Annotated in this window: 27 protein-coding genes and 1 tRNA gene; 9 read left to right on the top strand and 19 right to left on the bottom strand. The window is 58.9% G+C overall.

Annotated elements, in window-relative coordinates; translation table 11 throughout:
* Nucleotides 1-316: 316 nt before the first annotated feature.
* Nucleotides 317-610, top strand: a complete 294-nt coding sequence (locus NSJP_RS19195) for a hypothetical protein (protein WP_155969958.1) — start codon at nucleotides 317-319, stop codon at nucleotides 608-610.
* Nucleotides 611-711: 101 nt separating this feature from the next.
* Nucleotides 712-1,116: a response regulator gene (locus NSJP_RS06880; protein ID WP_080886174.1), complete on the top strand. Its 405-nt coding sequence runs from the start codon at nucleotides 712-714 to the stop codon at nucleotides 1,114-1,116.
* A 146-nt stretch (nucleotides 1,117-1,262) separates the two neighbouring features.
* On the opposite strand, the gene NSJP_RS06875 is transcribed toward NSJP_RS06880, so the two are convergent.
* The 5 genes from NSJP_RS06875 to NSJP_RS06855 all read right to left on the bottom strand — a co-directional run bounded on the left by NSJP_RS06875 (nucleotide 1,263) and on the right by NSJP_RS06855 (nucleotide 4,573).
* Nucleotides 1,263-1,339, bottom strand: a tRNA-Arg gene (locus NSJP_RS06875).
* A 68-nt stretch (nucleotides 1,340-1,407) separates the two neighbouring features.
* Complete coding sequence (locus NSJP_RS06870; RefSeq protein WP_080886173.1) at nucleotides 1,408-1,908, bottom strand: shikimate kinase; 501 nt, start codon at nucleotides 1,906-1,908, stop codon at nucleotides 1,408-1,410.
* Entirely contained in the window at nucleotides 1,905-2,759 is an 855-nt protein-coding gene (locus tag NSJP_RS06865; RefSeq protein WP_080888529.1) for a shikimate dehydrogenase, read from the bottom strand. The genes NSJP_RS06870 and NSJP_RS06865 overlap by 4 nt, the downstream gene beginning before the upstream one ends.
* A 195-nt stretch (nucleotides 2,760-2,954) precedes the next feature.
* A complete protein-coding gene (locus NSJP_RS06860) occupies nucleotides 2,955-3,710 on the bottom strand; it encodes an SDR family NAD(P)-dependent oxidoreductase (RefSeq protein ID WP_080886172.1) in 756 nt (251 codons plus the stop codon).
* Nucleotides 3,707-4,573 carry a tRNA (adenine-N1)-methyltransferase gene (locus tag NSJP_RS06855; protein ID WP_080886171.1) on the bottom strand — a complete coding sequence of 289 codons (867 nt, stop codon included), beginning with the start codon at nucleotides 4,571-4,573 and terminating at the stop codon, nucleotides 3,707-3,709. Before NSJP_RS06855 ends, NSJP_RS06860 begins: the two co-directional genes overlap by 4 nt.
* A 403-nt stretch (nucleotides 4,574-4,976) precedes the next feature.
* Here NSJP_RS06855 and NSJP_RS06850 point away from each other — a divergent pair, with 403 nt between their 5' ends.
* The 5 genes from NSJP_RS06850 (at nucleotide 4,977) to NSJP_RS06830 (ending at nucleotide 9,749) form a co-directional block, all read left to right on the top strand.
* Complete coding sequence (locus tag NSJP_RS06850; protein ID WP_080886170.1) at nucleotides 4,977-6,233, top strand: RNA polymerase sigma factor RpoD/SigA; 1,257 nt, start codon at nucleotides 4,977-4,979, stop codon at nucleotides 6,231-6,233.
* Nucleotides 6,234-6,349: 116 nt separating this feature from the next.
* Nucleotides 6,350-7,405, top strand: a complete 1,056-nt coding sequence (locus tag NSJP_RS06845) for a S1C family serine protease (protein ID WP_080886169.1) — start codon at nucleotides 6,350-6,352, stop codon at nucleotides 7,403-7,405.
* On the top strand, nucleotides 7,402-8,145 hold the full coding sequence (gene lipB / locus NSJP_RS06840; protein WP_080886168.1) for a lipoyl(octanoyl) transferase LipB: 744 nt from the start codon (nucleotides 7,402-7,404) through the stop codon (nucleotides 8,143-8,145). The genes NSJP_RS06845 and lipB overlap by 4 nt, the downstream gene beginning before the upstream one ends.
* Nucleotides 8,138-9,394 (top strand): Glu/Leu/Phe/Val family dehydrogenase, encoded by a 1,257-nt coding sequence (locus tag NSJP_RS06835; RefSeq protein WP_231989505.1) that lies wholly within the window; start codon nucleotides 8,138-8,140, stop codon nucleotides 9,392-9,394. Before lipB ends, NSJP_RS06835 begins: the two co-directional genes overlap by 8 nt.
* 82 nt (nucleotides 9,395-9,476) lie before the next feature.
* The gene (locus NSJP_RS06830; RefSeq protein ID WP_080886166.1) at nucleotides 9,477-9,749 is read left to right on the top strand and encodes a hypothetical protein; all 273 of its coding nucleotides are present in this window, start codon (nucleotides 9,477-9,479) and stop codon (nucleotides 9,747-9,749) included.
* Between the two features lie 35 nt (nucleotides 9,750-9,784).
* Here NSJP_RS06830 and NSJP_RS06825 read toward each other — a convergent pair whose 3' ends face one another.
* Entirely contained in the window at nucleotides 9,785-10,090 is a 306-nt protein-coding gene (locus NSJP_RS06825; RefSeq protein WP_080886165.1) for a group I truncated hemoglobin, read from the bottom strand.
* Between the two features lie 243 nt (nucleotides 10,091-10,333).
* On the opposite strand from NSJP_RS06825, the gene NSJP_RS06820 reads away from it, so the two are divergent.
* Entirely contained in the window at nucleotides 10,334-10,867 is a 534-nt protein-coding gene (locus tag NSJP_RS06820; RefSeq protein ID WP_080886164.1) for a hypothetical protein, read from the top strand.
* A gap of 99 nt (nucleotides 10,868-10,966) precedes the next feature.
* Here NSJP_RS06820 and NSJP_RS06815 read toward each other — a convergent pair whose 3' ends face one another.
* From NSJP_RS06815 to NSJP_RS06800, 4 genes are all read right to left on the bottom strand, one after another.
* A complete protein-coding gene (locus NSJP_RS06815) occupies nucleotides 10,967-11,884 on the bottom strand; it encodes a D-alanyl-D-alanine carboxypeptidase family protein (RefSeq protein ID WP_080886163.1) in 918 nt (305 codons plus the stop codon).
* A 19-nt stretch (nucleotides 11,885-11,903) separates the two neighbouring features.
* Entirely contained in the window at nucleotides 11,904-12,065 is a 162-nt protein-coding gene (locus NSJP_RS06810; RefSeq protein WP_155969954.1) for a hypothetical protein, read from the bottom strand.
* 54 nt (nucleotides 12,066-12,119) lie between these two features.
* A complete protein-coding gene (locus NSJP_RS06805) occupies nucleotides 12,120-12,323 on the bottom strand; it encodes a hypothetical protein (protein ID WP_080886161.1) in 204 nt (67 codons plus the stop codon).
* A gap of 127 nt (nucleotides 12,324-12,450) precedes the next feature.
* Nucleotides 12,451-13,653, bottom strand: a complete 1,203-nt coding sequence (locus NSJP_RS06800; protein WP_172834211.1) for an FG-GAP repeat domain-containing protein — start codon at nucleotides 13,651-13,653, stop codon at nucleotides 12,451-12,453.
* Nucleotides 13,654-13,884: 231 nt separating this feature from the next.
* Here NSJP_RS06800 and NSJP_RS06795 point away from each other — a divergent pair, with 231 nt between their 5' ends.
* The gene (locus NSJP_RS06795) at nucleotides 13,885-14,205 is read left to right on the top strand and encodes a hypothetical protein (protein WP_080886159.1); all 321 of its coding nucleotides are present in this window, start codon (nucleotides 13,885-13,887) and stop codon (nucleotides 14,203-14,205) included.
* A 104-nt stretch (nucleotides 14,206-14,309) separates the two neighbouring features.
* Here the strand turns inward: NSJP_RS06795 and NSJP_RS06790 are convergent, their stop codons facing one another.
* The 9 genes from NSJP_RS06790 to aroF form a co-directional block, all read right to left on the bottom strand.
* Complete coding sequence (locus tag NSJP_RS06790; RefSeq protein WP_080886158.1) at nucleotides 14,310-15,311, bottom strand: PCP reductase family protein; 1,002 nt, start codon at nucleotides 15,309-15,311, stop codon at nucleotides 14,310-14,312.
* A 12-nt stretch (nucleotides 15,312-15,323) separates the two neighbouring features.
* The gene (locus tag NSJP_RS06785; protein WP_269457718.1) at nucleotides 15,324-15,632 is read right to left on the bottom strand and encodes an HU family DNA-binding protein; all 309 of its coding nucleotides are present in this window, start codon (nucleotides 15,630-15,632) and stop codon (nucleotides 15,324-15,326) included.
* Nucleotides 15,633-15,649: 17 nt separating this feature from the next.
* Nucleotides 15,650-16,471: a signal peptide peptidase SppA gene (gene sppA, locus NSJP_RS06780; RefSeq protein WP_231989503.1), complete on the bottom strand. Its 822-nt coding sequence runs from the start codon at nucleotides 16,469-16,471 to the stop codon at nucleotides 15,650-15,652.
* 145 nt (nucleotides 16,472-16,616) lie between these two features.
* Complete coding sequence (locus NSJP_RS06775; RefSeq protein WP_080886155.1) at nucleotides 16,617-18,332, bottom strand: 30S ribosomal protein S1; 1,716 nt, start codon at nucleotides 18,330-18,332, stop codon at nucleotides 16,617-16,619.
* Between the two features lie 60 nt (nucleotides 18,333-18,392).
* Nucleotides 18,393-19,043: a lysophospholipid acyltransferase family protein gene (locus tag NSJP_RS06770; protein ID WP_155969950.1), complete on the bottom strand. Its 651-nt coding sequence runs from the start codon at nucleotides 19,041-19,043 to the stop codon at nucleotides 18,393-18,395.
* Entirely contained in the window at nucleotides 19,040-19,699 is a 660-nt protein-coding gene (gene cmk, locus NSJP_RS06765) for a (d)CMP kinase (protein ID WP_080886153.1), read from the bottom strand. The genes NSJP_RS06770 and cmk overlap by 4 nt, the downstream gene beginning before the upstream one ends.
* A 22-nt stretch (nucleotides 19,700-19,721) precedes the next feature.
* The gene (gene aroA, locus NSJP_RS06760) at nucleotides 19,722-21,044 is read right to left on the bottom strand and encodes a 3-phosphoshikimate 1-carboxyvinyltransferase (RefSeq protein ID WP_080886152.1); all 1,323 of its coding nucleotides are present in this window, start codon (nucleotides 21,042-21,044) and stop codon (nucleotides 19,722-19,724) included.
* Entirely contained in the window at nucleotides 21,041-21,937 is an 897-nt protein-coding gene (locus NSJP_RS06755; protein ID WP_080886151.1) for a prephenate dehydrogenase, read from the bottom strand. Before NSJP_RS06755 ends, aroA begins: the two co-directional genes overlap by 4 nt.
* Nucleotides 21,938-21,981: 44 nt before the next feature.
* Complete coding sequence (gene aroF / locus NSJP_RS06750; RefSeq protein ID WP_080886150.1) at nucleotides 21,982-22,995, bottom strand: 3-deoxy-7-phosphoheptulonate synthase; 1,014 nt, start codon at nucleotides 22,993-22,995, stop codon at nucleotides 21,982-21,984.
* Nucleotides 22,996-22,997: the final 2 nt, after the last annotated feature.

Genomic DNA, 22,997 nt, shown 5'->3' with positions numbered 1-22,997 from the left:
AAGTCGCATTGGCTCTGTGCCCGTAGATGAGGACAGATCTGAACCGGGATGGGTGAGGTTTTCTATGTGAGGGCGTGAGGAGTGAGCGGTGTGAAAAAATTGACACGAAGACTTTACGGACACCAGCAGGCTTGTTGGGTACAGCCGGCTCCTGGGAACCTGGGGAACATGTGAATTCGAACTAGGATCTATCCTTTTTAAAACCGTGGCTACCAGGGCACCAAGCTGGGGGATTCCCGAGCCTCGCATTATATTGATCAGCTACGCTTAGTGAATGAATGCATCGCAGTTCCATGACCACAATAGGAGGATGCGCATGTACAGCACTGGAATGATCGCTGGAACCACACAGACCAAGCGCCGAGGGCTTCGCACCGAGACATCACTGATTGCCACCTGCTGCGTGTGTGGGTTGCTTCGAAGTAAGAAGACCCATAGCCAGGATCCTGATCGGTGGGTTACTAGACGTGCCTACGAACAAACCTATGGCGTCAGTCTCGTCGGAAGCCCGTTTACCCATACCTATTGTTCCGGGTGTCATGCCGATTTCATGCAGCGGGCGAAGCCTGAAAAGCATAACCTTATGCCCGCGACTCCTTACGGAGAATAGGAACGGACACGTCGCTGGATTGACGAGCATTCGGACCACTTACCGACCCAGAATAGCGTTGAGGCGAGATAGCCATTCTGCGTCTCCCAGGAAGGAAGTAAATGGGGCACGATACGCAAGGCCTCATTCGCGTCCTCATCGTCGACGACATCAAAGAAATGCGGGAGTCGCTACGCAGTATCTTGATTGCCTATCCCGGCATGGAAGTGGTAAGCGAAGCCTGTGACGGTGAAGAAGCCGTCCTGCGAGTGCCCCAAGTCAAGCCATCCGTCGTGGTGATGGACATCAACATGCCACGATTGGATGGGATCAGGGCTACGGTGAAGATCAAGCAGATCTTTCCGCACATCGTCATTATCGGGATTTCCGCTTATGCGACTGATGAGACGTGCCAGGTCCTGCGATTGGCCGGCACTGCCACCGTTATCTCAAAAGACATGGCCGTGAACCAGTTGCGCACTGAAATCCTAACATCCGTGCACAGGCGGTCGACGGCCTTCCATTAGCGCCGCATGTCAATCGCCGGAAGCGTAAGGGTCCACTGAGTGAGGAGCGAACGAGGTGAAGAAATCGACACGGACACTTTCACGGACAATTTGTGGGTTTTGAGGTTAGGGTGGCAGGTTCTGCGCGTCGAAGTGCTTGAAACATTTGGTGCGCCCGGCAGGAATTGAACCTGCGACCTGCGGGTTCGAAGCCCGACGCTCTATCCAACTGAGCTACGGGCGCACATAGGTATTTGAACCACCTCGAAGGAGAAGTTGTCAAGAATGGTGGCCTTCGCCTGTCTCCGGGATTCAGACGTCTCCGATAATCTGTTCCACCACCTGCTCAATCAGTTGGCCGTCGGTCGTAACGATACAATCGGCTGCCGCCCGATACTTTGGCGTACGCTCCCTGAGCACTTCCTCGATTTCTTCGACAAAAGACTTGGTACCGGTCAATGAAGGCCGCTGGGTGTCACCGCCGATTCGAGCTGCAATCGATTCGACTGACGCCGTGAGCCAAAAGAGTTTCCCATTTGCCTTCAGGGCGTCCACATTGTGCGGTCGCAAAATGGCCCCGCCGCCGGTATCGATGATGAGGTTGTCCCGGACGGAGAGGTCTCGGCAGACGTCGGATTCCCGTTCACGGAAATATTCCCATCCATGTTGCTCCACGATCGCGGGTATCGTTTGGCCCGCGCGTCGTATGACTTCTGCGTCCGTGGAAATCAATTCTCGCTTCAACTGCGAGGCGAGAATTTTACCCACGGAACTCTTACCCACGCCTCGATATCCAATGAGCACGATGTTCATGAAAAGTGCGATTCCAGTACCCCGCGCATCACGTCAATCGGTGCGGGTCGACCGGTCCACAGCTCGAATTGCGCGGCAGCCTGGTATAGAAACATTTCCAGTCCGGCAATGATGCGGCAGCCGGCGGCGGCGGCATCCGTGAGCAGTCGAGTATGTCGCGGGTTATACACGATGTCCATGACGGTAAGATCGCGATGCAACAGCCCGGCCGGGACACAACTTGCTCCGACCTTCGGGGACATTCCCACCGGAGTACAATGGATGAGGACTCGTACTTCAGGCAGGATCCGTCGCAGGACGGCCTCCTCCAGAACCGCATCCAAAATGTCCACGGCTGTCTTATCCCTCAATTCACGCGCTAATGCGACCCGTTCTTGTTCTTCAATCCCCAAGAGATGAATCCGCCCGACTCCGGCCTGTCCTGCAAGAGCGAAGGTAATCGCGCGCGCCGCGCCTCCGGAACCGAGGACGGCCACTGATTCATTTTTCAACGGAGCGCCTCCCTCCCGAAGCGCACGCAAGGCTCCCGTGGCGTCCGTGTTATAGCCGGCAAGCGCTTCCTTGTCGGACACGATGGTATTCACCGCGCCGATATGGCCTGCGACCGGCTCCACGTTGTCCAGAAACGGCATCACTCCCACCTTGTGCGGAATCGTGACGCTCGCGCCACGGAAATTCCCCAGCGCACGAAGACCTCGGATCGCGTCCCCGATCGATTCGACCCGCCAAGCGAGATAGACGAAATTCAGCCCAAGCCGTTGAAAGGCAGCGTTGTGGATCGCTGGCGACAAGGAGTGTTCGACCGGATTGCCGATTACTCCGCAGAATTGTGTATGGGCATCGATGTTCACGATTTTCGTTTGGGCCTTTCTGCGGCTATGGCTATCCGGTGATTCGAAAAGCAAGGGACGGCCAGTTTTCCCTGGGGTGATCCTCTGTCAGCACCGTCCCCGGAAATCCCATCCCGTCCCCTGCGACGGCCATACACGATGTCGCATAACGAAGTTGACCCAGCAGCACCGCGTATAGGGCTCGCATCATCCCCCCTACCAGGCAGTCATCCCACCATCGATCATGTAGGTTCCCCCCGTAACCCACGCCGCTTCATCAGAGAGAAGATAGAGGACCATCGATGCAACTTCTTCGGGTTTTCCAGGCCGTTTGAGCAGATAATGCGTCAGAATCGGGGCGAGCTGTTCGGGATTGGCCATGAGCGGCGCCGCCATCGGCGTGTCGATCAGGCCCGGGTTGACGACGTTGCATCGAATGCCGTCCTGCGCATAATCGACGGCAATGGCCCGAGTCAATGCATCAACGGCGCCTTTGGAGGCGGCATACGCCGGCAAGGCCGGAATCCCCACGACACTGGCGATCGAAGAGATGTTCACGATCGATCCGCGCCCCTGCTTCAACATGTGCGGGACGACCGCCCTCGTCATGCGCAGGACGCCGGTGACATTTACATCGATGACGTTCGCCCACGTCGCATCATCCGTCTCATGAATGCGCTTTCCGAAATCGCCGACACCCGCATTGTTGACAAGCCCATCGATCCGACCGAAGGTCTTCAGCGCAGTGGCGACCGTGTCACGAGCATGCGCCTCGTCGGCGACGGATCCGGCGACGGCCAGGGCATGACCGCCTTTCGACTCAATGTCGAGAACGACCCGATCCAATTCGGCCTGGCGCCGGCCGGTGATCACGACGAGGCCGCCTTCCGCAGCCACCCGTTTGGCGACGGCTTCGCCAATCCCCGCGTTGCCCCCCGTGATGATCGCCACCTTGCCCAGCATTCGGCTCATGGAGCGTCCTCGTGATCAGCACGTTCGTCTTGGTCGACCCCGTCGTGACACGGAACCTCGGCGCCTCCACAGAAGCCAGGGTCGACTTTTCTCGCCACCGTCAGAAAGCCGGAATGGGCGACCATGCGATGATCGGGTCGCACACTGCGGCCTTGAATAGACCATGTTCTCAACAGTGTCTCGAAGGTCTCCGGCATGCCGAATACCGCGGCCCGTTCCAATGCCTCGACGGTTCGCTGAACCTGCGGGACGGTCGGGACGAAGCTGAGAAAAATTCCTCCGGAACGGAGCACGGAGGCCGCATGGCTCACCACTTGCCAGGGCTCCGGCAAGTCGAGCACGACGCGATCGAACGGCAACCGGTCTTCCGGCAGATCGATGCCTTCATAGGCATTTCGACGGAGCGGAACGAGATTCGGCGCGACGCCCATGTATCGTTCAATATTCATCAAGGCGGTCCGGGAAAAATCTTCCCGTGCCTCGTAGGTCACGACGAGCCCACGATGTCCCACGGCGCGCAAGAGTGCCATGGTCAGGGCGCCCGAGCCGGTTCCCGCCTCGAACACTCTGGCCCCCGGGTAAATGTCCGCCCACATGGTAATGAGCGCGAGATCTTTCGGGTAGAGAACCTGTGCGCCGCGGGGCATCTTCAATACGTATTCGCCGAAGGTGGGACGCAGGGCCAACATCGCCTTGCCGCCTGAGAGGGTAACCAATGTCCCGTCCGCCTTGCCGATGAGTTCGTCGTGGGGAATGGTCTGCCCGCTGAACTGATACGTCTCCCCGGCCTTCAGCGTCAGAGCGTAGTGCCGCCCCTTTTTATCCACGAGATGAATCCGTTCTCCGTGACATAGGGTGATCATAGGGGGGCCATTCTAGCAGCATGAGGAAAAGCTGCGCCACCACCGTTTATCCATCATCTATCCCTAGCCGGCCAGCACCGGCTTGTTCTCGCGTCGGTCGCTCCGCTGCTTCAGTACACTGTGGCGAATGCGCAACCAACGTGTCCTCGATACCCGATGAATTCCTACAGGATCGCCTCAGGCGACACAGGTTTTTTTCATTAAGCGACTCTAATAAACTCGCCTTTTCAGCATGATCGCGCGATGAATTTCTCATGAACAATCCAGCATAGGACTTGCTCCGTAGATCTCCTGAGACAAGTGGTGCGGTGTGAATCGTTTTGCAGAGACGAGGCTCTTACTTAGTCAGATTGATCGCGGTGCTGAATCAGGGTACGCGGAGGTCAGGAGCAGGGAGGGCAATATGAAGGACAAATTGTTCCCCGTCGAAGAAGCCGAAAAGAACACACCGGTCGAGAAGGATACCGACGCAGATAATCCGGAAGCCAGTGATCTCCTCGATATGATCGGCCGCGACTCGGCCGGTGAACGGACATCTCGTGATGCCGCGCAACCGTCCAGGCGCCAGGCGGCGACCGATGGACCTTTTATGCTGGAGTCGCTGTACTTTCAATCGTTCGGCGAGCGGGCGTTGTTGACGAGGGAAGAGGAAACCGCGTTAGCTAAACGCATCGATCAAGGAACCGCATCTATTCGAACCACCCTCCGTTCAATCATTAAGGTCCTGTCGCATGCAAGACGTTCGGATGCGGTAATAGAGGCCTGCCAGACGTTGCAACTGGTGCGTCGTTTGAGCGGTCTGTCGGCCACGGCGTTAGACAAAGCCGAATTGTGCTTGGCGGCATTAATCAGAAATTCCTCCGGACAAGCCAAATTTCCGGCCGGAGTCGTACGGCAACTCAAGCAGTCGCTCGGAATCATCCGTGAAGCCAGAAGTGTGTTGGAAACGGCCAAAGACGAATTGGTGCGATGCAATCTTCGTCTGGTCGTGGATGTGGCGAAACATTACACACGTAGAGGGCTGACGTTGCTTGACCTTGTGCAGGAAGGCAACATCGGCCTGATGAAGGCCGCCGAGCGTTACCAATATCGAAAAGGCTTCAAGTTCAGTACCTACGCAACGTGGTGGATCCGGCAAGGCATTACGCGTGCGCTGGCCGATCAGTCTCGGACGATCCGGATTCCCGTGCACCAGACTGAAGCATCGCACCGCATCATGCGGGTGACCAGACGTCTCGGCCAGCAGCTGGGTCGCCCGGCCAAACTGGAAGAGATCGCGCAAGTGCTCCGAATGAGGCCGGAGCGGCTTCATGAAACCGTTCAGGCGTTTCAGGAACCGATCGCGCTCGAACATCCTGTGGGGGACGGGACGACCGAATTGGGCGAGCTGCTACCGGATGTACACGCAGTACCGCCAGATGCGCACGTCCATCGGACGGAAATGGCGAATCAACTGGACCGGATTCTAAACACCCTGACACCGAGAGAGCAGACCGTCATCCGGCTGCGTTTCGGCATCGGGTATGATCAACCATCGACCCTTGAGCAGGTGGGTCAGAATCTTTCGGTCACCAGAGAGCGAATCCGACAGATCGAAGCCAAGGCGCTTAAGAAGTTGAAAACTCCGGCCATCAAGGAGATGTTTGCATCGATTCAGTAGTACGCCATACATCAATCGGGTAATCACGGTCCTGGGGGGGACGGGAAGCTTTCCCGTCCCCTTTTTCGTCCGTGCCTTCACTCGAGGGAGCGGTTATGCCAGAATGAGCGCCGGAGATGATGCGCGTCATGACCCTCTTCCACAAATCTTGCCGCCTATGCTTTCTCCTCTGCGTGTTCGGCGTCATGTCTAATTCGCCCTCTTGGGGTGATCCGGGATCGGCTCCCGTCTCAGCTTCTGACAAGACTCTTTCGGTACCAGCTGTCGTGGCCAAGGTCAGACCGTCGGTCGTCACGATTTTGACGCGCGGCGCTCCAGCTGCCTCCCCGACTCAATCACAATCCGGATCCGGCTCCGGTGTCATTATCGACGAGGGCGGTTACATTCTGACCAACAACCATCTCGTGACCGGCTCAAAGAGCATCGTCGTCGGGCTCTCAACGGGTCGGATGACGCCGGGGAGGGTGGTGGCACGCGATTTCCTGCTCGACCTTGCGCTCGTGAAAATCAACGCGCAGGATCTGGTTCCCGCCGCCTTGAGCCCTTCGCCCACATTGGAAATCGGTGAGTCAGTCGTGGCGATCGGCAATCCCCTCAAGGGCGGCTCGACCGTGACGGTCGGGGTCGTCAGCGCGCTCGATCGGTCCGTGCTGACGCCGGATGGCGAGACGTTGTACGATCTGATCCAAACCGACGCAGCGATCAATCCCGGGAACAGCGGGGGTCCGTTGGTCGATCTGTCAGGTCGAGTGATCGGAATCAACGTGGCGATCGCACCGTCGGCGCAGGCCATCAGCTATGCCATTTCAATGGATGCGATTTACCCACATATCCAGTCTATGATCGTGCGGGGCTCGATCTACCGACCCGACCTGGGATTCGTGCCTGTGACGGTAACCCCCAGTATCATGGCGACGTTCGGCTTGGACGGAGACCGTGGCGTACTGGCGCTTGAAGTAGACGGCACCAAGCCGGCCGCGATCGGAGGGCTTCAAGACCACGATATCATCACGGCCGTCGATCAACGTCAGATCTTCAACACCGGAGACTTCTGGCACGCATTGCTACGCTCGGGCGATCAGCCGACCGTCCAGTTGACATTGCATGGAAAGAGCGGCCCTGCCACGCTGGAACTTCCCAAGCCTCCGGCGCCGATTAGGACCACACCGTGAACGAACCGTCGACGCGTCGAGAAGCGACCAGACCGGGCCGCCTGCTCATCGTGGCCGAGCCTCGTGATTACGCCGACGCGTGGCTCCTCCAACAGCAACTCCATGCCGAACGCGTTGCCGACCGAAGATCAGATACGTTGCTATTGTTACAGCATCATGCGGTCTATACGCTGGGACGGCGTACCCTTCCTGCCCATCTTCCGCAAGGGGAGTCCGCACTTCGGGCAACGGGTGCTCAAGTTGCAGTCACGAATCGCGGCGGGTCCGTGACTTATCACGGCCCCGGGCAGCTGGTCGGTTACCCCGTCATCCGACTGTCGCATAGCGCGTCAGGTCCTAAACAATACGTCTGGTTGTTGGAAGAAACCCTGTGCCGTACCCTGGCCCATTGGGGGATCGAGGCCCATCGTATCAGCAAGACGCCCGGACTTTTCGTCAACGTCGAGGGACGAACCGCAAAAGTCGCCTCCATCGGAGTACGGGTGGAGCACGGCGTGACGTTGCACGGATTTGCCCTGAACGTGGATTTGGACATGACGCCCTTTTCACGCATTATTCCCTGTGGGCTGAACTCCTATCGACCGACTTCTATGGCCGCCCTCTGCCGTTCATCGGTTCCGATCCATCAGGTCGCGCGGCAGGTGGCAGAACAGTTCGCCCTTACGTTCAAGCTGACCTGGGACCTCGAGGCTTTGTCCGGAGGCACGGAATTCGCTGAGGAGCACGCTCATCATGCATGAACTTGATACCCCGACCTTCCGTCTCGCCGTCGCGCAATTCGACCAGGCAGCGGAGGCCATGGGCTTGGATCCCAATTTGAGGGAGCGCCTCAAGTATCCTCAGCGATCGCTAGTCGTCAGCATTCCTGTTCGCATGGACGACGGCAGGGTCCAAGTCTTTACGGGCTACCGCGTGCAGCATGACACCTCAAGGGGACCGTCAAAAGGAGGAATCCGGTACCATTCTGATGTCAGCCTCGGCGAAGTCGCGGCACTCGCCATGTGGATGACGTGGAAATGCGCGCTGGCCGACTTGCCGTACGGTGGAGCCAAGGGAGGAGTCACCGTCAATCCCAAGCAATTGACATCGGGCGAACTGCAGCGCCTGACGCGTCGCTATGCCGCCGAAATTCTTCCCATCATCGGTCCCGACAAGGACGTACCCGCGCCCGACGTAGGGACCGACGCGCAGGTAATGGCCTGGATCATGGACACCTATAGCCAGCAGGTGGGGTATGCGGTGCCGGGAGTCGTGACGGGAAAACCCCTTTCAATCGGCGGAAGCCTCGGACGAGAGGAGGCGACCGGACGTGGGGTCGTCTACGTGACGCTCGAAGCCCTCCGACATCTCGACTTGGATATTCAGAAGGCCACGGTAGCCATTCAAGGATTCGGGAATGTCGGGGCACATACGGCCCGTATCATGCAGGAATGCGGCGCACGGGTAATTGCCGTCAGCGACGTCGGCGGAGGCATCTACAATCCAAAAGGCCTGGATATCCCCCTATTGCTCTCTCGGTACAAGGAAGCCGGTACGCCTTTGGGTGAAACGAAGCTGGGTGATGCACTTTCCAATGAGGAACTTCTGCAGCTTGACTGCACCGTGCTTGTACCGGCCGCGTTGTCCGAGCAAATTACCGGTCGAAATGCCTCAATGCTGCGTTGCAAGATTCTGGCTGAAGGAGCCAATGGTCCGACCACGCTGGAAGCAGATCGAATCGTCCAGGACAAGGGCATCTTCGTCATTCCCGATATCTTGGCCAATTCTGGAGGCGTGATCGTGTCCTATTTCGAATGGGTACAGGATGCCCAGCGGTTCTTTTGGAAAGCATCGGATATCCAGGAACGGCTGCACGACTTGATGACAGCCGCCTTCCAACGAACCCTGCAATTCGCGGAAACCAGACGGACCTCGATGCGCATGGCGGCCCTCATGAGCGGGATCGACAAGGTCGCTCAAGCGCATCAGCATCGAGGCCTGTATCCATGAGATCGTCATAGCCCGTCAAGATCGTGAGCCGCGGCCTTGGGGGGAATGGGACTATGAGACAGGGGACCCCATGAACCGAGAGATGCTGATCAAACTGTGGCAGGCGCATAAGAACGATGAGTGGCCCCATGTCGAAACGGGCCAAGAAGGTCCGCTGATGACACTGGACACGGTCATCAGCGGATGCGTCGTCTATGTGCTCGACGGCGAAGAAGATCTCGATGAACAGCGGCGAGCCATCGTAAGCGACTGCCTGGCAGAACTGGACACCCTCGAAATCGAGATCAACGACGAGTGCCGCTCCTACTTTGGCCGTTTGCGCGAGATCGGAACCCTTCTGTTAATCACTACCTGACACCGGCGTTCTCTTGCAGGACTCTCTCTCCGATCCTACGGATATTCGACGATGTCCTTTTTCATGGGGCCCAAAACGGCGAGAAGTTCCTGTTGCTCACGGGACGGCGCATTGAATGAAGTGAGCGCTTTCACAAGATCCCCTATTAACGCTCCGAATTCTGCTTCCGAGATCTTCATTCCTGCATGTGTCGTTTTCATGTCCCGCCCCTTGTAGATGCAAAGTCCTCCGGCTCCACTACATACTTGGTCCACCAGATGCTGCTTACGATCCGATTCCGCACCATCCTGTTGGTTTGGCCTACAAGACCGGCCACTATCAAAACCTCGCGGCGCGGGAATTTGGCCTGCTCTGCCGTACGGTCATGGACGAGATACCGGGACGCCTTTCAGCCGGTATCCGCCGTCCAGCCCACAAGATTGCGGCCAAGAAGCACCCCTCCTTCTAGGCCTAACCATTCAGGAATCCAAGCCTTTCCTTGCAAGTTACCTCTTGCCTTCGTTAAAATGAGCCTGCCCATGTGCCCCCGCACTGAAGCAGTGGCTTCCCACAGTCATACGGGTATGTGTCTCAAGGAGGAATGAATGAGCGCAATCGTGCGAGCTGCGATGCTGACCTGTATGTCCTTAGCCGCCATGTGCCTCTCCGTTTCAGCAGGATCCGCGGAACCCTATGAATTGAGCAAGAACGACGTGATGGATGCCAAGAGCATCAAAAGTTCCGAGGTGTCGCTATTCGGGGTGAAGCTTGGCGACAGCGAAGCAAAGGCTCTCGATGTACTGGTCAACGAGAAGATCCCGGGGGTGAAGGTTGAACAGGAGGCCTTGTTTATTTTTCTTCTGGACCAGCGAAAACCCACAGGCCCGATGGCCGGCGTGCGGGTTCAGGACGGGAAAGTCGACCTTATTTTCGTGAACAATAGATTCGCGTACAAGACACGCGGCGTCTTCCGGAACGTCCTCAACAGCGAGAGCCCGGAAGATGTTCGCAAGTTGCTGGGGCAGGAGGACTACGGAGACGAGAATGTCATGGGAGCCGTCCTCGCCTATGACAAGCAAGGCTTTGTGATCAACTACCTTGGGAAAGACGTGAACATCGAGTTTTCCCCGCTCCGCTGATCCGGTCCCTCTCGCCTGACTTCGTTTCTGTCCGACTCGAATGACACCAACGCGCCACCGCCTCCCGAGGAATTGCGGCCGCGTGGCGGTATGACTCGATTAGTGAATGGGGTCGGACGTGCGAAGGCCGTAGTTGATCAGGCTCATCGCCGTGTTCCAGCGGCGATTGGAATTGAGAATGACGAGCAGCAAGTCACTGCCGTTCTGCGAAACTTTTGCAATCAGACAACGTCCGGCCTTGGAGGTAAACCCGGTCTTCACTCCCTCAACGCCAGGAATGCGCCCCAGCAGCCTGTTGGTCGTGTGCAGCACGTGGGCGTGTGTGCCGTTGATCGGCATGATGATCGCCCGTTCCTCACGAACCAGCCGACGGAACGTCGGCTGTTCGAGCGCGATTACGCTCAATCGTGCCAGATCTTCGGCGGTTGAATAGTGGTTGGGGTGGTCGAAGCCGCAGCCATTGTTGAAATGGGTGTCCGACAGCCCTAGGGCGGCCGCCTTGGCGTTCATGAGCGACACGAACTGCGACTCGTCTCCGCCGACATGTTCCACTGCCGCCAGGCAGGCATCGTTCGCCGACATGATGAGCATGCCCTTGAGAAGGTCTTCGAGCGTAAAGACCTGACCTGGCTTGAGTCGGAGATGAATCTTATGGGCACGCGCGGCCGTCGGGCTGACGGTCACCAGATCATCCAAGTGACCTCGTTCGAGGATTACCAGCGCCGACATGATTTTCGTCAGGCTTGCCGGTGAGAGCCGCTTGGCTGATTCGTGTTCATACAGGACACGCCCGCTATTGAGTTCCTTCAAGAGAATGCTATGAGCCGGAACGCGTCGCCACGGAAGTGTGGTGCCGTCGACGCCCGAGACATGGTTGGACCTCGGCGATACCGAGGTGCGCTTGCCTTCCACAGTGGAAGGCATGACGCCGGCCAGGCCCGTGATCAGAATCCCCAACAATAGTACGGTCGCGCCCAGGCGAGGCCGCGGGATCGGTCCGGTATTCCGCACGCGCATGACGGTCACCGCCCCCTGACTACAACGTGAAGGATTCCCGAACCTTGCTGCCACGGAATCCGCTGTCGATGACTTTATGAAAGAACCGAAGAAGGTCGGCGAGATCGATCCAAAATCCGCAGTTCAGACAGCGCGCGTAGAGACGGCGATTCACCATCGTATAATGCCGCTCGACCATCATGAAACCTTTACATTTGAGGCAATGCATCGCAGGCCCTGACGTGCCACGAGGCGATCATCCGATTCTTTTCATAACCAAGGCAAGACATCCGGCCAAAAGCCCCCCGCCGAAAATTGTCGTACCGAACGAAAGGTAGGGATTTGTCCCTCCCGCCGGGTGGGTTCCGTCGATCAAGTCCCGCACGCCTCCTTGCACCATAAGAACCGAAAGCGTAAGCAGCGCGCCGATCCCGAACCACCATGTGAACGATCTCGCCATCGCGCCTCAGTCACAGCGCGACACCGCAAACCCGCGCCTGTCGGTCACTCTAGCGGACGGTCTGTGGAGAGTCAAGCAGACGCCGGATTTGATCGCCCGTGGATGACTTCACGCGTACGGCCGGCCGTCACGGCGCGGCAACTGCAGGCGGCACCGGTGACTTTAGTCCTCGATGGAGGAACACGGACACCGTCCCCGCCCCGTTATCCGCCGTCACCAGACCCGGTTCCTCGGCGTCCTTGGTCGTCGCCCGAAAGACGGCGACGGCAAAGGGACCCGATTTGGTCTTGTAGTTCCGCGGCGGATATTCGAAAGTCCCGTCGCCACGGCCGAAGAGAATCGACAGGTCGTTCGATTGAAGATTGACAATGGCCACATCGGTTCGCCGGTCTCCGTTGAAATCCCGCGCGAGGCCGAAATTGGGACCGGCGTCTGCTCCGGAGTCTCGGCCGGGTTGAAACGTGCCGTTCCCGTTCCCCAAAAACGTGGAAAAACTGTCGCGCTCGCCGTTGATCACCAGAAGATCGCGGATCTTGTCGTTGTTGAAGTCGGCGAAACTGACGCCAAGCGGTCGTTTTCCCGATTTGTAGTCGGTCGGCATGCGGAACGTTCCGTCCCCATTCCCGATCCATATCGAGACGGCGTTGGACATCGGGCCGCCGTTCGTCACGACCACGTCAGGGATGGAATCGCCGTTCAAGTCCGACAACGCGACAGAGGTCGGAGTATCGCCATACTCGTATTGTGGTCCGTGCTTGAATTCGCCGTTGCCGAGACCCAGAAAAATCTTGATCTTGTCGTTTCTGAGTGCGACGACCAAGTCGGCCGCATGATCACCGTTCAAGTCGTCGCTCGCCACGGCGATGGGTGTCCTATGGACCGGGTATTGAGGCCCTTCGTCGAATTTGCCGTCGGCACGACCGAACAGAATGGCGATCTGGTCACTGCCCGAGCACGCGAGGACGATATCGGGATGAGTGTCGGCATTGAACAAGCCGGTCGCAAGTGACCGTGGCTCCTGGCATACGTGCAGCTGCAGTTGATCGCGAAACGTCCCGTCTCCGTTCCCCACGAGAATGGACAGGGTATCGCTCGCGATGTTGGTGGTAACCAAATCGGTGAGGCCGTCCTGGTTCACGTCCATGGTAGTGATCGTCGTCGGATTCTTCCCCACTTTGTAACTGGCGAAATAATAGAGGAGATCCGGCGGCACATAGGGGTCCTGCTTCGAGCAGGCAAGTGAGGACAGAACGATGAACAGGGCACAGACGACGAAAGACGCGTGCCAGTATGGTTGCCGGCCCACCCGGCCCGACTCACGGTAAGGCACTGCCCAACCCGTCCAAACCCTGAAGGATTCGGGATTCTCGACCCTAGAATGGTGACGCGTACATGGCATGGTTCGAAGCAAGGGGCTGAGTATACTGAGCGAGGTCTTTCCAAGGCAATCATTTCGGACGCGGCAAGTGCCTTCGAGGGCATGGCCGGGACATCCGTTCAAAGCCTTTGAAAATGAGCCGAGACCTGGGGTAGACTACCGCTCTTCTTAAGGAGGAGTACCATGAGCAAGACTGTGAAGGTAGACATCACCATGTACGGAATCGCCGAGGTCCTGCACTGGTGTCAGGATCGGAACAAGGGCCGGATTGCCGGAGTGGATACGGCGGGGTTTGAGAAGATGAAGACGTTCCTGGGAGAGAAGCCTCAGTCCGGAGATTACTTTACCCTGGACCAGTTCTGGAAGAAACGCGTGACGCTGGATCTGACCGAGGATGAAGTGGCGTTGATTGACCGCTGCCTCTATGACATCCCGAACCTCGACAACGAGCCGCTGCCGCAGATCCGCCACAAGTTTTGGCCTAAACAGGCCGCGACCACCTGAATCCGTTTCGACGGGGTCATCGGATCGGGTTTCCACGCTCTAGGAGGAGCCCGTCCGGCAACCCCGCACGATCCGGAACCGATCGACAAAAGCGGGCACGCTCCTTAGAGCGTGCCTTCACCCTTGAGGTACCGCCGAAACCGGTCCATCAGTTCGGCCCCAAGCGTTCCGCCTTCCGGCTTCTTGGTTTCCGGATCGGCGAAATGGCCGCGGATCTCCTTCAGGCGCAATTCCGCTTGTTCATTTCCCTTGAGGCGCTTGGTTTTTTCCAGCGCCGTGTCGAAGGCATCGAAGGTCAATTCGTTGTAGCCGAACGAGCGGATCCGTTTGACCGCCTTCATCATCGCCTGGTTGCGAAACGTGGTGAGGTGGTCCGAATCGATTTCCTTCAACCCCAACTTTCTCGCCCGCCGTTCGGCAGCTTTGCGAATTCCGCTCCGGACGAAATCCGGAGACGTCTGCAGCCGCTTCCAGGCTTCGTCGGTCCACGCCACCCGTTCCTGCGGCTCGTCCCATAAATTTCTGAGGACCTCGCCCGTGATCTGTGTGAGGCCTTTCTCTCGCGCGAGATCCTCGGTGTCGTGCTTCAGCATGTCGGTCACGAACTCGACGGCGATCGGAGGCGACTGCTTGACCTTTTCCTGGAGTGCCGCCAGAGCGTCCTCCGTCCAGGGCAGAGCGGCCAGGGCGCTGTCGCGCATATCGCCCATCGCTTCGACCTTTTCGAACAAGTCGATGTTGACCTCGAGATGCCCCCCTTCCTTGGCAACCTCTTCCGCGATCTGCTTGATCATGCCGCGCATGAACTCCGGAACGGTGTTCAGCCGCTCCTTGGCCGCGGCGGTCCACGGCAGGTGCCCTTGCTCCATTTGGGCTGCGGCATCGGCCATTCCCGATTCGCCGCCCATGCGCCCCATCATCTGATTCTTGAACTGATCGAGTGTGGTTTCCGTAATTTCCGCCAGACCCAATTCCCTGGCCTTCTTTTCCGCGAGACGGCGGACCATGCCTCGAAGGAACATCGGAGCGCGATCCATGCGCTTCAATGCACCGTCAGTCCAGCGTACGTCGGTCACAGCGGTATCGTCGGCATCCGATGCGCTCATGGCTAATACTCCCTACTGATTGAGGAGTTCTTTCAGTTCCTTGCCGGCCTTGAAGAACGGGACTTTCTTGGCAGGCACAGCCACCGTGGCTCCCGTCTTCGGGTTGCGGCCTTCTTTCATGCGGCGAGCCCTGAGGCGAAAGCTCCCGAACCCTCGAATTTCCGTCTTGTCGCCGTTTTTCAGCGAGTCCCGCACACAGTCGAAGATGGTATTGACGACGATTTCGGCTTGCCGCTTCGTCAAGGTCGTCACCTGTTCGGAGACTCGTTCAATGATCTGGGCTTTCGTCATATCCGATTCCCCTTTCGCTTTGAGACGCAACCGGTCTATCGGCCACGTTAAAACGCCATCAGATACTTGAGGCTCACTCCGGAATAGAAGTCCAGTTTCGGCAAGACCGCCGTGAGCCGGGATTCGATCAACTCCCTGATCGAAAACCTCCGGCGCGGCTCAACGACCTTCGGCTCGCCTTCGATGCCGGCCAAATCCGCAGCCAGTTGAATGGCGTCTTCCAGATTGCCCAATTCATCGACCAGCTTGGCCTCCTTGGCCTGCCGCCCCGTGAAAATCCGGCCGTCCGCAAGCGCTTGCACCGCCGCTGGCTCCATTGCGCGTCCGGATGCCACCGCCTCGATGAATTGCTTGTGTACGTCGTCCATGACGGACTGCAGCAACGCTCGTTCTTCGTCGCTCATCCTGCGCAACGGAGACCCCACGTCCTTGAACTTCCCGCTCTTGACGACGATGCCTTCGACCCCGATCTTTTTTAACAGGCCTTCGACGTTCGCCGTCTCCATGATGACCCCGATGCTGCCCGTCAAGGTCCCCGGATTGGCGATGATCCGGTCCGTGGCGGAGGCGATGTAGTAGCCGCCTGACGCGGCAACCGTACCCATCGAGGCGATGACCGCTTTGCTGTTCTTGTTGCGGACGCGCTGGACTGCGTCGTAGATCTCCTGTGAAGGCACGACGCCGCCGCCGGGGCTGTCGATCCGCAACACGATGGCCTTGATGGAAGGATTCTCCCCGAAGCGCTTGAGTTCGGTGACCGTCGATTGGGAATCCAGGATGACGCCTTCCACGCGCACGAGCGCGATCCGGTCTTCCGCTGAAAGGTCGAGATCCGGGAAGAAGGTGTTGATGAAAAACATCAATCCCATCACCCCAAGCACTCCCCAGAGGATCTTTCGCCTCAGGGGCCACCTGCCCGCAGGCTCTCCCGTGCCCTGATTCATCGTCGCATTCATTATTCGTACGGCTCACGATACGCGGCGCCGCGACCTGCGGCGCCGCATGAATCACGGATTACTTGTCGTCGTCCTGCGCCGCACGCTTGCGGCTCTGCTTGGCCGCACGACCCAAGCTCTGATCCGGCGCCCCTTGAGCCGCATGGTATTCTTCCACGTGCCGGCGCTCGGAATCCAACTGATGATCCCGCAGACTCAAGGCAATTTTCCGCTCGTCACGATCCACCTTGATGATCTTGGCCGCGACATCATCCTGCAGTTTGAACTTCTCCTCGAGTTTGGCGCTAGGATCCAATCCCGCCTCGCTGACGTGGATCAATCCCTCTACTCCGCCGTCCAGTTCGATGAAGATTCCGAAATCCGCGACCTTGCTCACCTTCCCGGCTGCCGAATCTCCCACCCGGTAGCGGCTGGGAATCTCGTCGTCCCATGGGTCTCGGCTCAGCTGCTTATAACCCAGTGACAGTCGCTCCTTCTCCTTGTCGATCCGGAGCACGACTGCTTCCACTTTCTGGCCCTTCTTAAACAACTCGGACGGATGCTTGATGTGCTTGGTCCAGGACATGTCGGAAATATGGATCAAGCCGTCGATGCCTTCGTCCAGACCCACGAAGGCCCCGAAATCGGTAAGGCTCTTGACCTTCCCTTCGATCCTGGTTCCAATGGGATACTTGCTCTCGACCATGTCCCACGGATTGGGGGCGGTCTGCTTCATGCCCAGTGAGATCTTCCGGCTGGCAGGATCCACGTTCAGCACCGCGGCTTCGACCTGGTCTCCGATCGCCACGACGCGCGACGGATGCCGCACCTCATGTGTCCAGGACATTTCGGACACGTGCACGAGCCCCTCCACGCCCGGCTCCAGTTCCACGAATGCGCCGTAGTCCGTCAGACTCACCACTTTGCCGCGTACGCGCGTGCCGATCGGATACTTGCCGGCGACGTTCGTCCAAGGATCGGCCGACTTCTGCTTCAGACCAAGCGAAATCCGACCGGTCTCTCGATCGTATTTCAGCACGCTCACTTCGACCCGATCGCCCACGTTGAACATTTCGGAGGGGTGCCCGACTCGTCCCCATGACATGTCGGTGATGTGCAGCAAGCCGTCGATCCCGCCCAGATCGATGAAGGCGCCGTAATCGGTGATGTTCTTGACCATGCCCTGAATCAGCTGCCCCTCCTTGAGGGTCGCGAGGGTGGACTGCCGCTTCTTGTCTCTCGTTTCCTCCAACAGCACGCGCCGGGACACCACGACGTTGCCGCGGCGATGATTGATCTTGATGATCTTCATCGGAAACGTGCGGCCGACCAATCCATCGAGATCGCGCACCGGATGGAGGTCGATCTGGGATCCGGGCAGAAAAGCCTTCACCCCGATGTCCACCATCATGCCTCCCTTGATGCGGGAGACCACCTTACCGTCGATGCTCTTTTCTTCCTTGTACAGCTTTTCCAATTCCTCCCAAATCTTCATCTTGTCCGCTTTTTCCTTGGACAAGACGAGATTGCCGTCCGCGTCTTCGCACTCTTCGATATACACTTGTAAGCGATCACCGACTTTGAGCTGCTGCAGCTCTTCAGCGGCAAACTGATCGCTCGGAATCATCCCCTCGGACTTGTAGCCGATGTCGACGACCACCTTGTCCTTCGTCAGGGCGACGACCCGGCCCTCCGTAATGGTGCCCTCTTCGAGATTCTTGAACGTTTCTTCGTACAGCGCCGCCAAGGCGTTGCGATCCAACTGCTGTTCACTCGATTTCGAAACCGTACTCATGGGTCTGTCCTACTCTCCCGACGACCGTCGGTGCTGATATGCATAATCGCCGAAGCTCACTCAGCGTGGCGCGCTCCGGCTGCCCGGACCATGGCCCGGGGGTTCCACCCCTCCAAGCGCCGCGATCCTTTCCATCACTGCCCGACTCACATGCCGATAAAACTGTTTCGTGTCTCCTCCGTCGGCGGGACGGCCGAACGTCATCGGTTCTCCGAACCGCACGGTCACGGGATGACGCCGGGGCCGCTTCGCCCCGGGAGGAAGCACCTCATACGTGCCGTTCAAGTATGCCGGAACGACCGGACAACCGGTCTGTGCGACGATCATACCCAATCCCGGTTTCGCCTCCCGCAAGTGCCCCGTGAGGGTTCGCCCCCCTTCAGGGAATATGACGACGACCTTGCCTTGTTGGATCAAGGCCACCGCCTTCTCGAAGGCCCGACGATCCAATCGTCCAAGCTTCAACGGAATCCATCCCAGCCATTGAAGAAGCCCTTTCACACCCGGCACGAACAGATCACTGCGCCCCAAATACCATGCCCGCCGCCGCATTCCACATCCTAGCAGCGGGATATCCGCGTAACTGGCATGGTTGGCCGCGACCAGCATTCCGCCCCGTCGCGGAACCTGGCCCTCCACCCGGTACCCGAGAAGGATCCAACCGACGGCCCTCGTCAGGACCCAGAGCCACCAGTACACTACTGAACTCACAGTTTCGCCGCAATGATACCCATCATCAGGTCGACTACTTCCGCCGCCGACAATCGGGAAGTATCGATGTGGTGCGCATCTTCCGCCGGAACCAGCGGCGCCACCGCGCGACTCCGATCTCTGCTGTCCCGTCCCGCCATTTCCGTGCTGGTCTGTTCGATCTCCCGCGCATGGCCGGCCGCCACCAATTCCCTGTGCCGGCGCTCGGCCCGCACCGTCGGATCCGCTTCCAGGAAGAATTTCACAGGAGCAGACGGAAAGACCTTGGTACCGATATCTCGCCCTTCCGCCACAACGGATCCCCTCTCACCGATACTGCGCTGCACCGGCAAGAGCCAGGCTCTGACTGCTGGAATGGCCGAAACGACCGAGGCTGAAGCCGACACGGCGGGGCTTCGAAGCTCTCCGGTCACATCCTTGTCATTGACGCGAACGACCACCGTCTCGTTTTCGAACTCCATCTTCAAAGACGTCAAGGGCAGCAATGCCGCAACCGCCTTCTGATCCGCCATGTCGACCCCGCGCTGCAGCACCGTCCATGCGACCGCCCGGTACAACGCTCCTGTATCCAGGTACAGATACTTCAGCCGACCGGCCAATAGCCTGGCAACCGTACTTTTGCCCACACCGGCTGGTCCATCGATCGCCACGATCATGAGGCACTTCTCCCTCTGCGCGTTAGCGGCTTCCGGTCCGCAAGGCCGCCAGCCGTCCGCTGAAATCAGGGAACGACGTCTCGATGCAGGCCGTGTCGTCGATGGTCGTCTCGGCATCCGCCGTCAGTCCGGCGATCGCCAGCGACATCGCGACCCGATGATCGCCGTGACTTCGGCCCCGAGCCGCCGCGAAGCACCCGTTTTCGGCCGGCCGCCCGAGTCCTTGAATCACCACGCCGTCCGGCCGTTCGATGATCCGGGCGCCCATCTGACGCAGTTCGGCCGCCATCGTGGCGATCCGATCGCTTTCTTTCACACGCAACTCTTCGGCTCCGGTAATCACCGTTTCTCCTTCGGCCAGGGCAGCCGCCACGAAGAGAATCGGGAACTCATCGATGGTTTGAGGAATCGAGTCCGGTCCGATCGTCACCCCGCGCAGAGGCGCGGCCTTCACTCTGATATCCGCGACGGGTTCACCGGCTTCTTCACGCTGCCGTAACAGCTGAATGTCCGCCCCCATGCGGCGCAGGATGTCCAAAATTCCCGACCTGGTCGGATTCACTCCGATCCCCGTGAGCAGAAGATCCGATCCCGGAACGATGCTCGCGCCGACGATGAAAAACGCCGCGGCGGACAGGTCACCCGGGATCCTGAGGACCGGGGCCGCGGCCCATCCGACCGACGGACGACCTTCCATGATGATCGTCGTCCCGTCATGCCTGAGCGGAACACCGAAAAACCGGCACATGCGCTCGGTATGGTCTCGGGAGAGTCTCGGCTCCATGATCGTGGTCGTACCTTGCGCGAACAGCGCCGCAAGCAGCAACGAGGATTTGACCTGGGCGCTGGCGACCGGCGAGGAGTAGGTGATACCGCGCAGTTTGCCGCCCGTGACGGCCAGAGGAGCCAATTCTCCGCCTTTTCGCCCCGCGATTGTGGCGCCCATTTCGCGCAGCGGTTTGACGATGCGGCCCATCGGACGTCGCCGGATCGACGCATCGCCCGTCAGCACCGTAAAGAAATCCTGTCCGGCCAGAAGACCGGCCAAAAGACGAATGCCGGTGCCGGAATTTCCGCAATCGATGACGTCACCCGACTCCGTCAGGCCCCAGAGCCCCTTGCCGTGCACGCGAAGCATTTCCGAGGTTTCTTCGATCTTGATCCCGAGCGACTGGAGCGCCCGCATCGTATTGAGGCAGTCTTCTCCGCGGCAATAGTCCCGGATCGTGCCGGTGCCTTCGGCGAGGGCGGCCAGAATGATCGCACGATGCGTAATCGATTTGTCCCCCGGAACCGCGATAGTGCCCAGGAGCGGAGGCCCGGCTTTCACCGTAAGTGTCGTCATGGCGATGGAGTCACGGCGACGGGCGCCGGGAATCGTTCCCTTTCCTGCTTGGCCCGTTCCAATGCCTTTTCGATGCCGGCGGCGTCGCCCGCGCGGATGAGTTCTTTCAACCGTCCCAATGCCTCTTCATACCGTTCAATGAAGGCGACGATATTGTCCCTATTCCAAAGAAAAATGTCCCGCCACATCTCCGGAGAACTGGCGGCGATTCTGGTCGTATCCCGCAATCCTCCTCCGGAATGGCCGGCCAGATCGAGCCCCGGCACCCGGCCGCGAATCTCGATCAACGCGTCCATCAATGCGAAGGCCGCGACATGCGGCAAATGGCTGACCGCACCGAGAATCTGATCGTGAAGATACGGATCCATGCTCAGAACGGTTGCGCCGGTGGCCTGCCACATGGCCGTGATCTGCTCGAGCGCCTGCGGGTCGGTCTTCGACGTCGGGGTCACAATGCACCGTGCTCCCGCAAACAGACGATCCGATCCGGCCGCCACGCCGGTTTTTTCTTTTCCCGCGATGGGATGCGCGCCGACAAAGCGGACACCCCGCGGCAAGGTCCGTTCGGCATGTTCCACCAGTGCTCCCTTGACGCTGCCCACGTCCGTCACAATGGCGCCGGGCTTCAAACAGGACGCCCACTCGGACAGATGTCCCTCATACGTATCAACCGGTGTGGCCAAGACAACCACGTCGGCCTCCGCGACGCCTTCCTTCGGATCGACGACGTAGCGGTCGATGGCGCCCATTTGAACGGCGGTCTTGAGATTCTCGATGCGACGGCCGACGCCGACGACGCTGTCCGCCAGTCCGTTTCTACGGAGGATCATGGCCAGAGACCCTCCGATCAAGCCGACTCCGATGATCGCGACTTGTGAGAAATGAAGCGCCATGGACCGAGAGGGACGCCGGTAGAGCCTGCGTCCCGATTCCTCCCTTACAATTCGCGGCCGACCGCGACGGCGATTTTCCGCATGTCCTGCATCAGCTCCTTGAACTTGGTCGGCTTGATGGACTCCTCCCCGTCGCAGAGCGCGCATTCGGGATTGGAGTGCACTTCGATGAGGATGCCGTCGGCGCCGGCCGCCACGGCGGCCTTGGACATCGGCGCGACCAAATTCCACTTGCCCGTCGCATGACTGGGATCGACGATGACCGGCAGATGCGACAATTCCTTCAAGGTCGGAATCGCCGCCAAATCAAGGGTGTTGCGATACTGCGTCTCGAACGTTCTGATGCCGCGTTCGCACAGCATGACGTTGCGATTGCCGCGTGACATGATGTATTCCGCCGACAGGAGAAATTCCTTGATCGTCGCCGACAGGCCGCGTTTCAGCAGAACCGGCTTGTCGTAGGCCCCGACTTCCTTCAACAGCTCGAAGTTCTGCATGTTCCGGGCGCCAATTTGAATGATGTCGGCCTTTTCGAGAAAGAGCTCGATGTCCCTGGTATCCAAAATCTCGCTGACGACCGGCAATCCCGTCTGCTTCCTCGCTTCGATCAAATAGTCCAAGCCTTCGCGGCCCAGTCCTTGGAAAGAGTAGGGCGAGGTCCGCGGCTTGTAGGCGCCGCCTCGCAGGATGGAGGCGCCGGCTGCTTTGACTTCGTGCGCGATCCCGACCGTCAATTCAAGGCGTTCCACCGCGCAAGGCCCCGCCATGATCGCCAACTTGTTGCCGCCGATCTTGACGCCGCCCACGTCGATCACGGTGCCGTCTTTCTTGAATTCCCGGCTCACGAGCTTCCATGGCGCCAGAATGGGGAGCACGCTTTCGACGCCGGGCAGGGCCGTCAGCGGTTGATTCTGCAGAATGCGGTCATCGCCGATCACGCCGATGATCGTCCGCTCCTGTCCGGTCGACAATTGCGATTTCAGCCCCAGCTCCCGAAGCCGATCAACGATGTGATCGACTTCGCGTTCCGATGCGTCCGGCCTCAAGACGATGATCATGG

Origin of the sequence: Nitrospira japonica (assembly GCF_900169565.1) — a bacterium.
Lineage (GTDB): Bacteria > Nitrospirota > Nitrospiria > Nitrospirales > Nitrospiraceae > Nitrospira_C > Nitrospira_C japonica_A.
The sequence above is the reverse complement of the archived record's forward strand: the minus strand, read 5'-3'. Positions and strand labels throughout refer to the sequence as shown.

Excerpts from the sequence above, each read along its gene's own strand:
- NSJP_RS19195 (WP_155969958.1), top strand. The coding sequence starts at position 317 with ATGTACAGCACTGGAATGATCGCTGGAACCACACAGACCAAGCGCCGA.
- NSJP_RS06880 (WP_080886174.1), top strand. The coding sequence starts at position 712 with ATGGGGCACGATACGCAAGGCCTCATTCGCGTCCTCATCGTCGACGAC.
- NSJP_RS06870 (WP_080886173.1), bottom strand. The coding sequence starts at position 1,908 with ATGAACATCGTGCTCATTGGATATCGAGGCGTGGGTAAGAGTTCCGTG.
- NSJP_RS06860 (WP_080886172.1), bottom strand. The coding sequence starts at position 3,710 with ATGAGCCGAATGCTGGGCAAGGTGGCGATCATCACGGGGGGCAACGCG.
- NSJP_RS06855 (WP_080886171.1), bottom strand. The coding sequence starts at position 4,573 with ATGATCACCCTATGTCACGGAGAACGGATTCATCTCGTGGATAAAAAG.
- NSJP_RS06850 (WP_080886170.1), top strand. The coding sequence starts at position 4,977 with ATGAAGGACAAATTGTTCCCCGTCGAAGAAGCCGAAAAGAACACACCG.
- NSJP_RS06845 (WP_080886169.1), top strand. The coding sequence starts at position 6,350 with ATGATGCGCGTCATGACCCTCTTCCACAAATCTTGCCGCCTATGCTTT.
- NSJP_RS06835 (WP_231989505.1), top strand. The coding sequence starts at position 8,138 with ATGCATGAACTTGATACCCCGACCTTCCGTCTCGCCGTCGCGCAATTC.
- NSJP_RS06830 (WP_080886166.1), top strand. The coding sequence starts at position 9,477 with ATGCTGATCAAACTGTGGCAGGCGCATAAGAACGATGAGTGGCCCCAT.
- NSJP_RS06820 (WP_080886164.1), top strand. The coding sequence starts at position 10,334 with ATGAGCGCAATCGTGCGAGCTGCGATGCTGACCTGTATGTCCTTAGCC.
- NSJP_RS06815 (WP_080886163.1), bottom strand. The coding sequence starts at position 11,884 with ATGCGCGTGCGGAATACCGGACCGATCCCGCGGCCTCGCCTGGGCGCG.
- NSJP_RS06810 (WP_155969954.1), bottom strand. The coding sequence starts at position 12,065 with ATGATGGTCGAGCGGCATTATACGATGGTGAATCGCCGTCTCTACGCG.
- NSJP_RS06805 (WP_080886161.1), bottom strand. The coding sequence starts at position 12,323 with ATGGCGAGATCGTTCACATGGTGGTTCGGGATCGGCGCGCTGCTTACG.
- NSJP_RS06795 (WP_080886159.1), top strand. The coding sequence starts at position 13,885 with ATGAGCAAGACTGTGAAGGTAGACATCACCATGTACGGAATCGCCGAG.
- NSJP_RS06790 (WP_080886158.1), bottom strand. The coding sequence starts at position 15,311 with ATGAGCGCATCGGATGCCGACGATACCGCTGTGACCGACGTACGCTGG.
- sppA (WP_231989503.1), bottom strand. The coding sequence starts at position 16,471 with ATGGGATTGATGTTTTTCATCAACACCTTCTTCCCGGATCTCGACCTT.
- NSJP_RS06775 (WP_080886155.1), bottom strand. The coding sequence starts at position 18,332 with ATGAGTACGGTTTCGAAATCGAGTGAACAGCAGTTGGATCGCAACGCC.
- cmk (WP_080886153.1), bottom strand. The coding sequence starts at position 19,699 with ATGATCGTGGCGATCGATGGACCAGCCGGTGTGGGCAAAAGTACGGTT.
- aroA (WP_080886152.1), bottom strand. The coding sequence starts at position 21,044 with ATGACGACACTTACGGTGAAAGCCGGGCCTCCGCTCCTGGGCACTATC.
- NSJP_RS06755 (WP_080886151.1), bottom strand. The coding sequence starts at position 21,937 with ATGGCGCTTCATTTCTCACAAGTCGCGATCATCGGAGTCGGCTTGATC.
- aroF (WP_080886150.1), bottom strand. The coding sequence starts at position 22,995 with ATGATCATCGTCTTGAGGCCGGACGCATCGGAACGCGAAGTCGATCAC.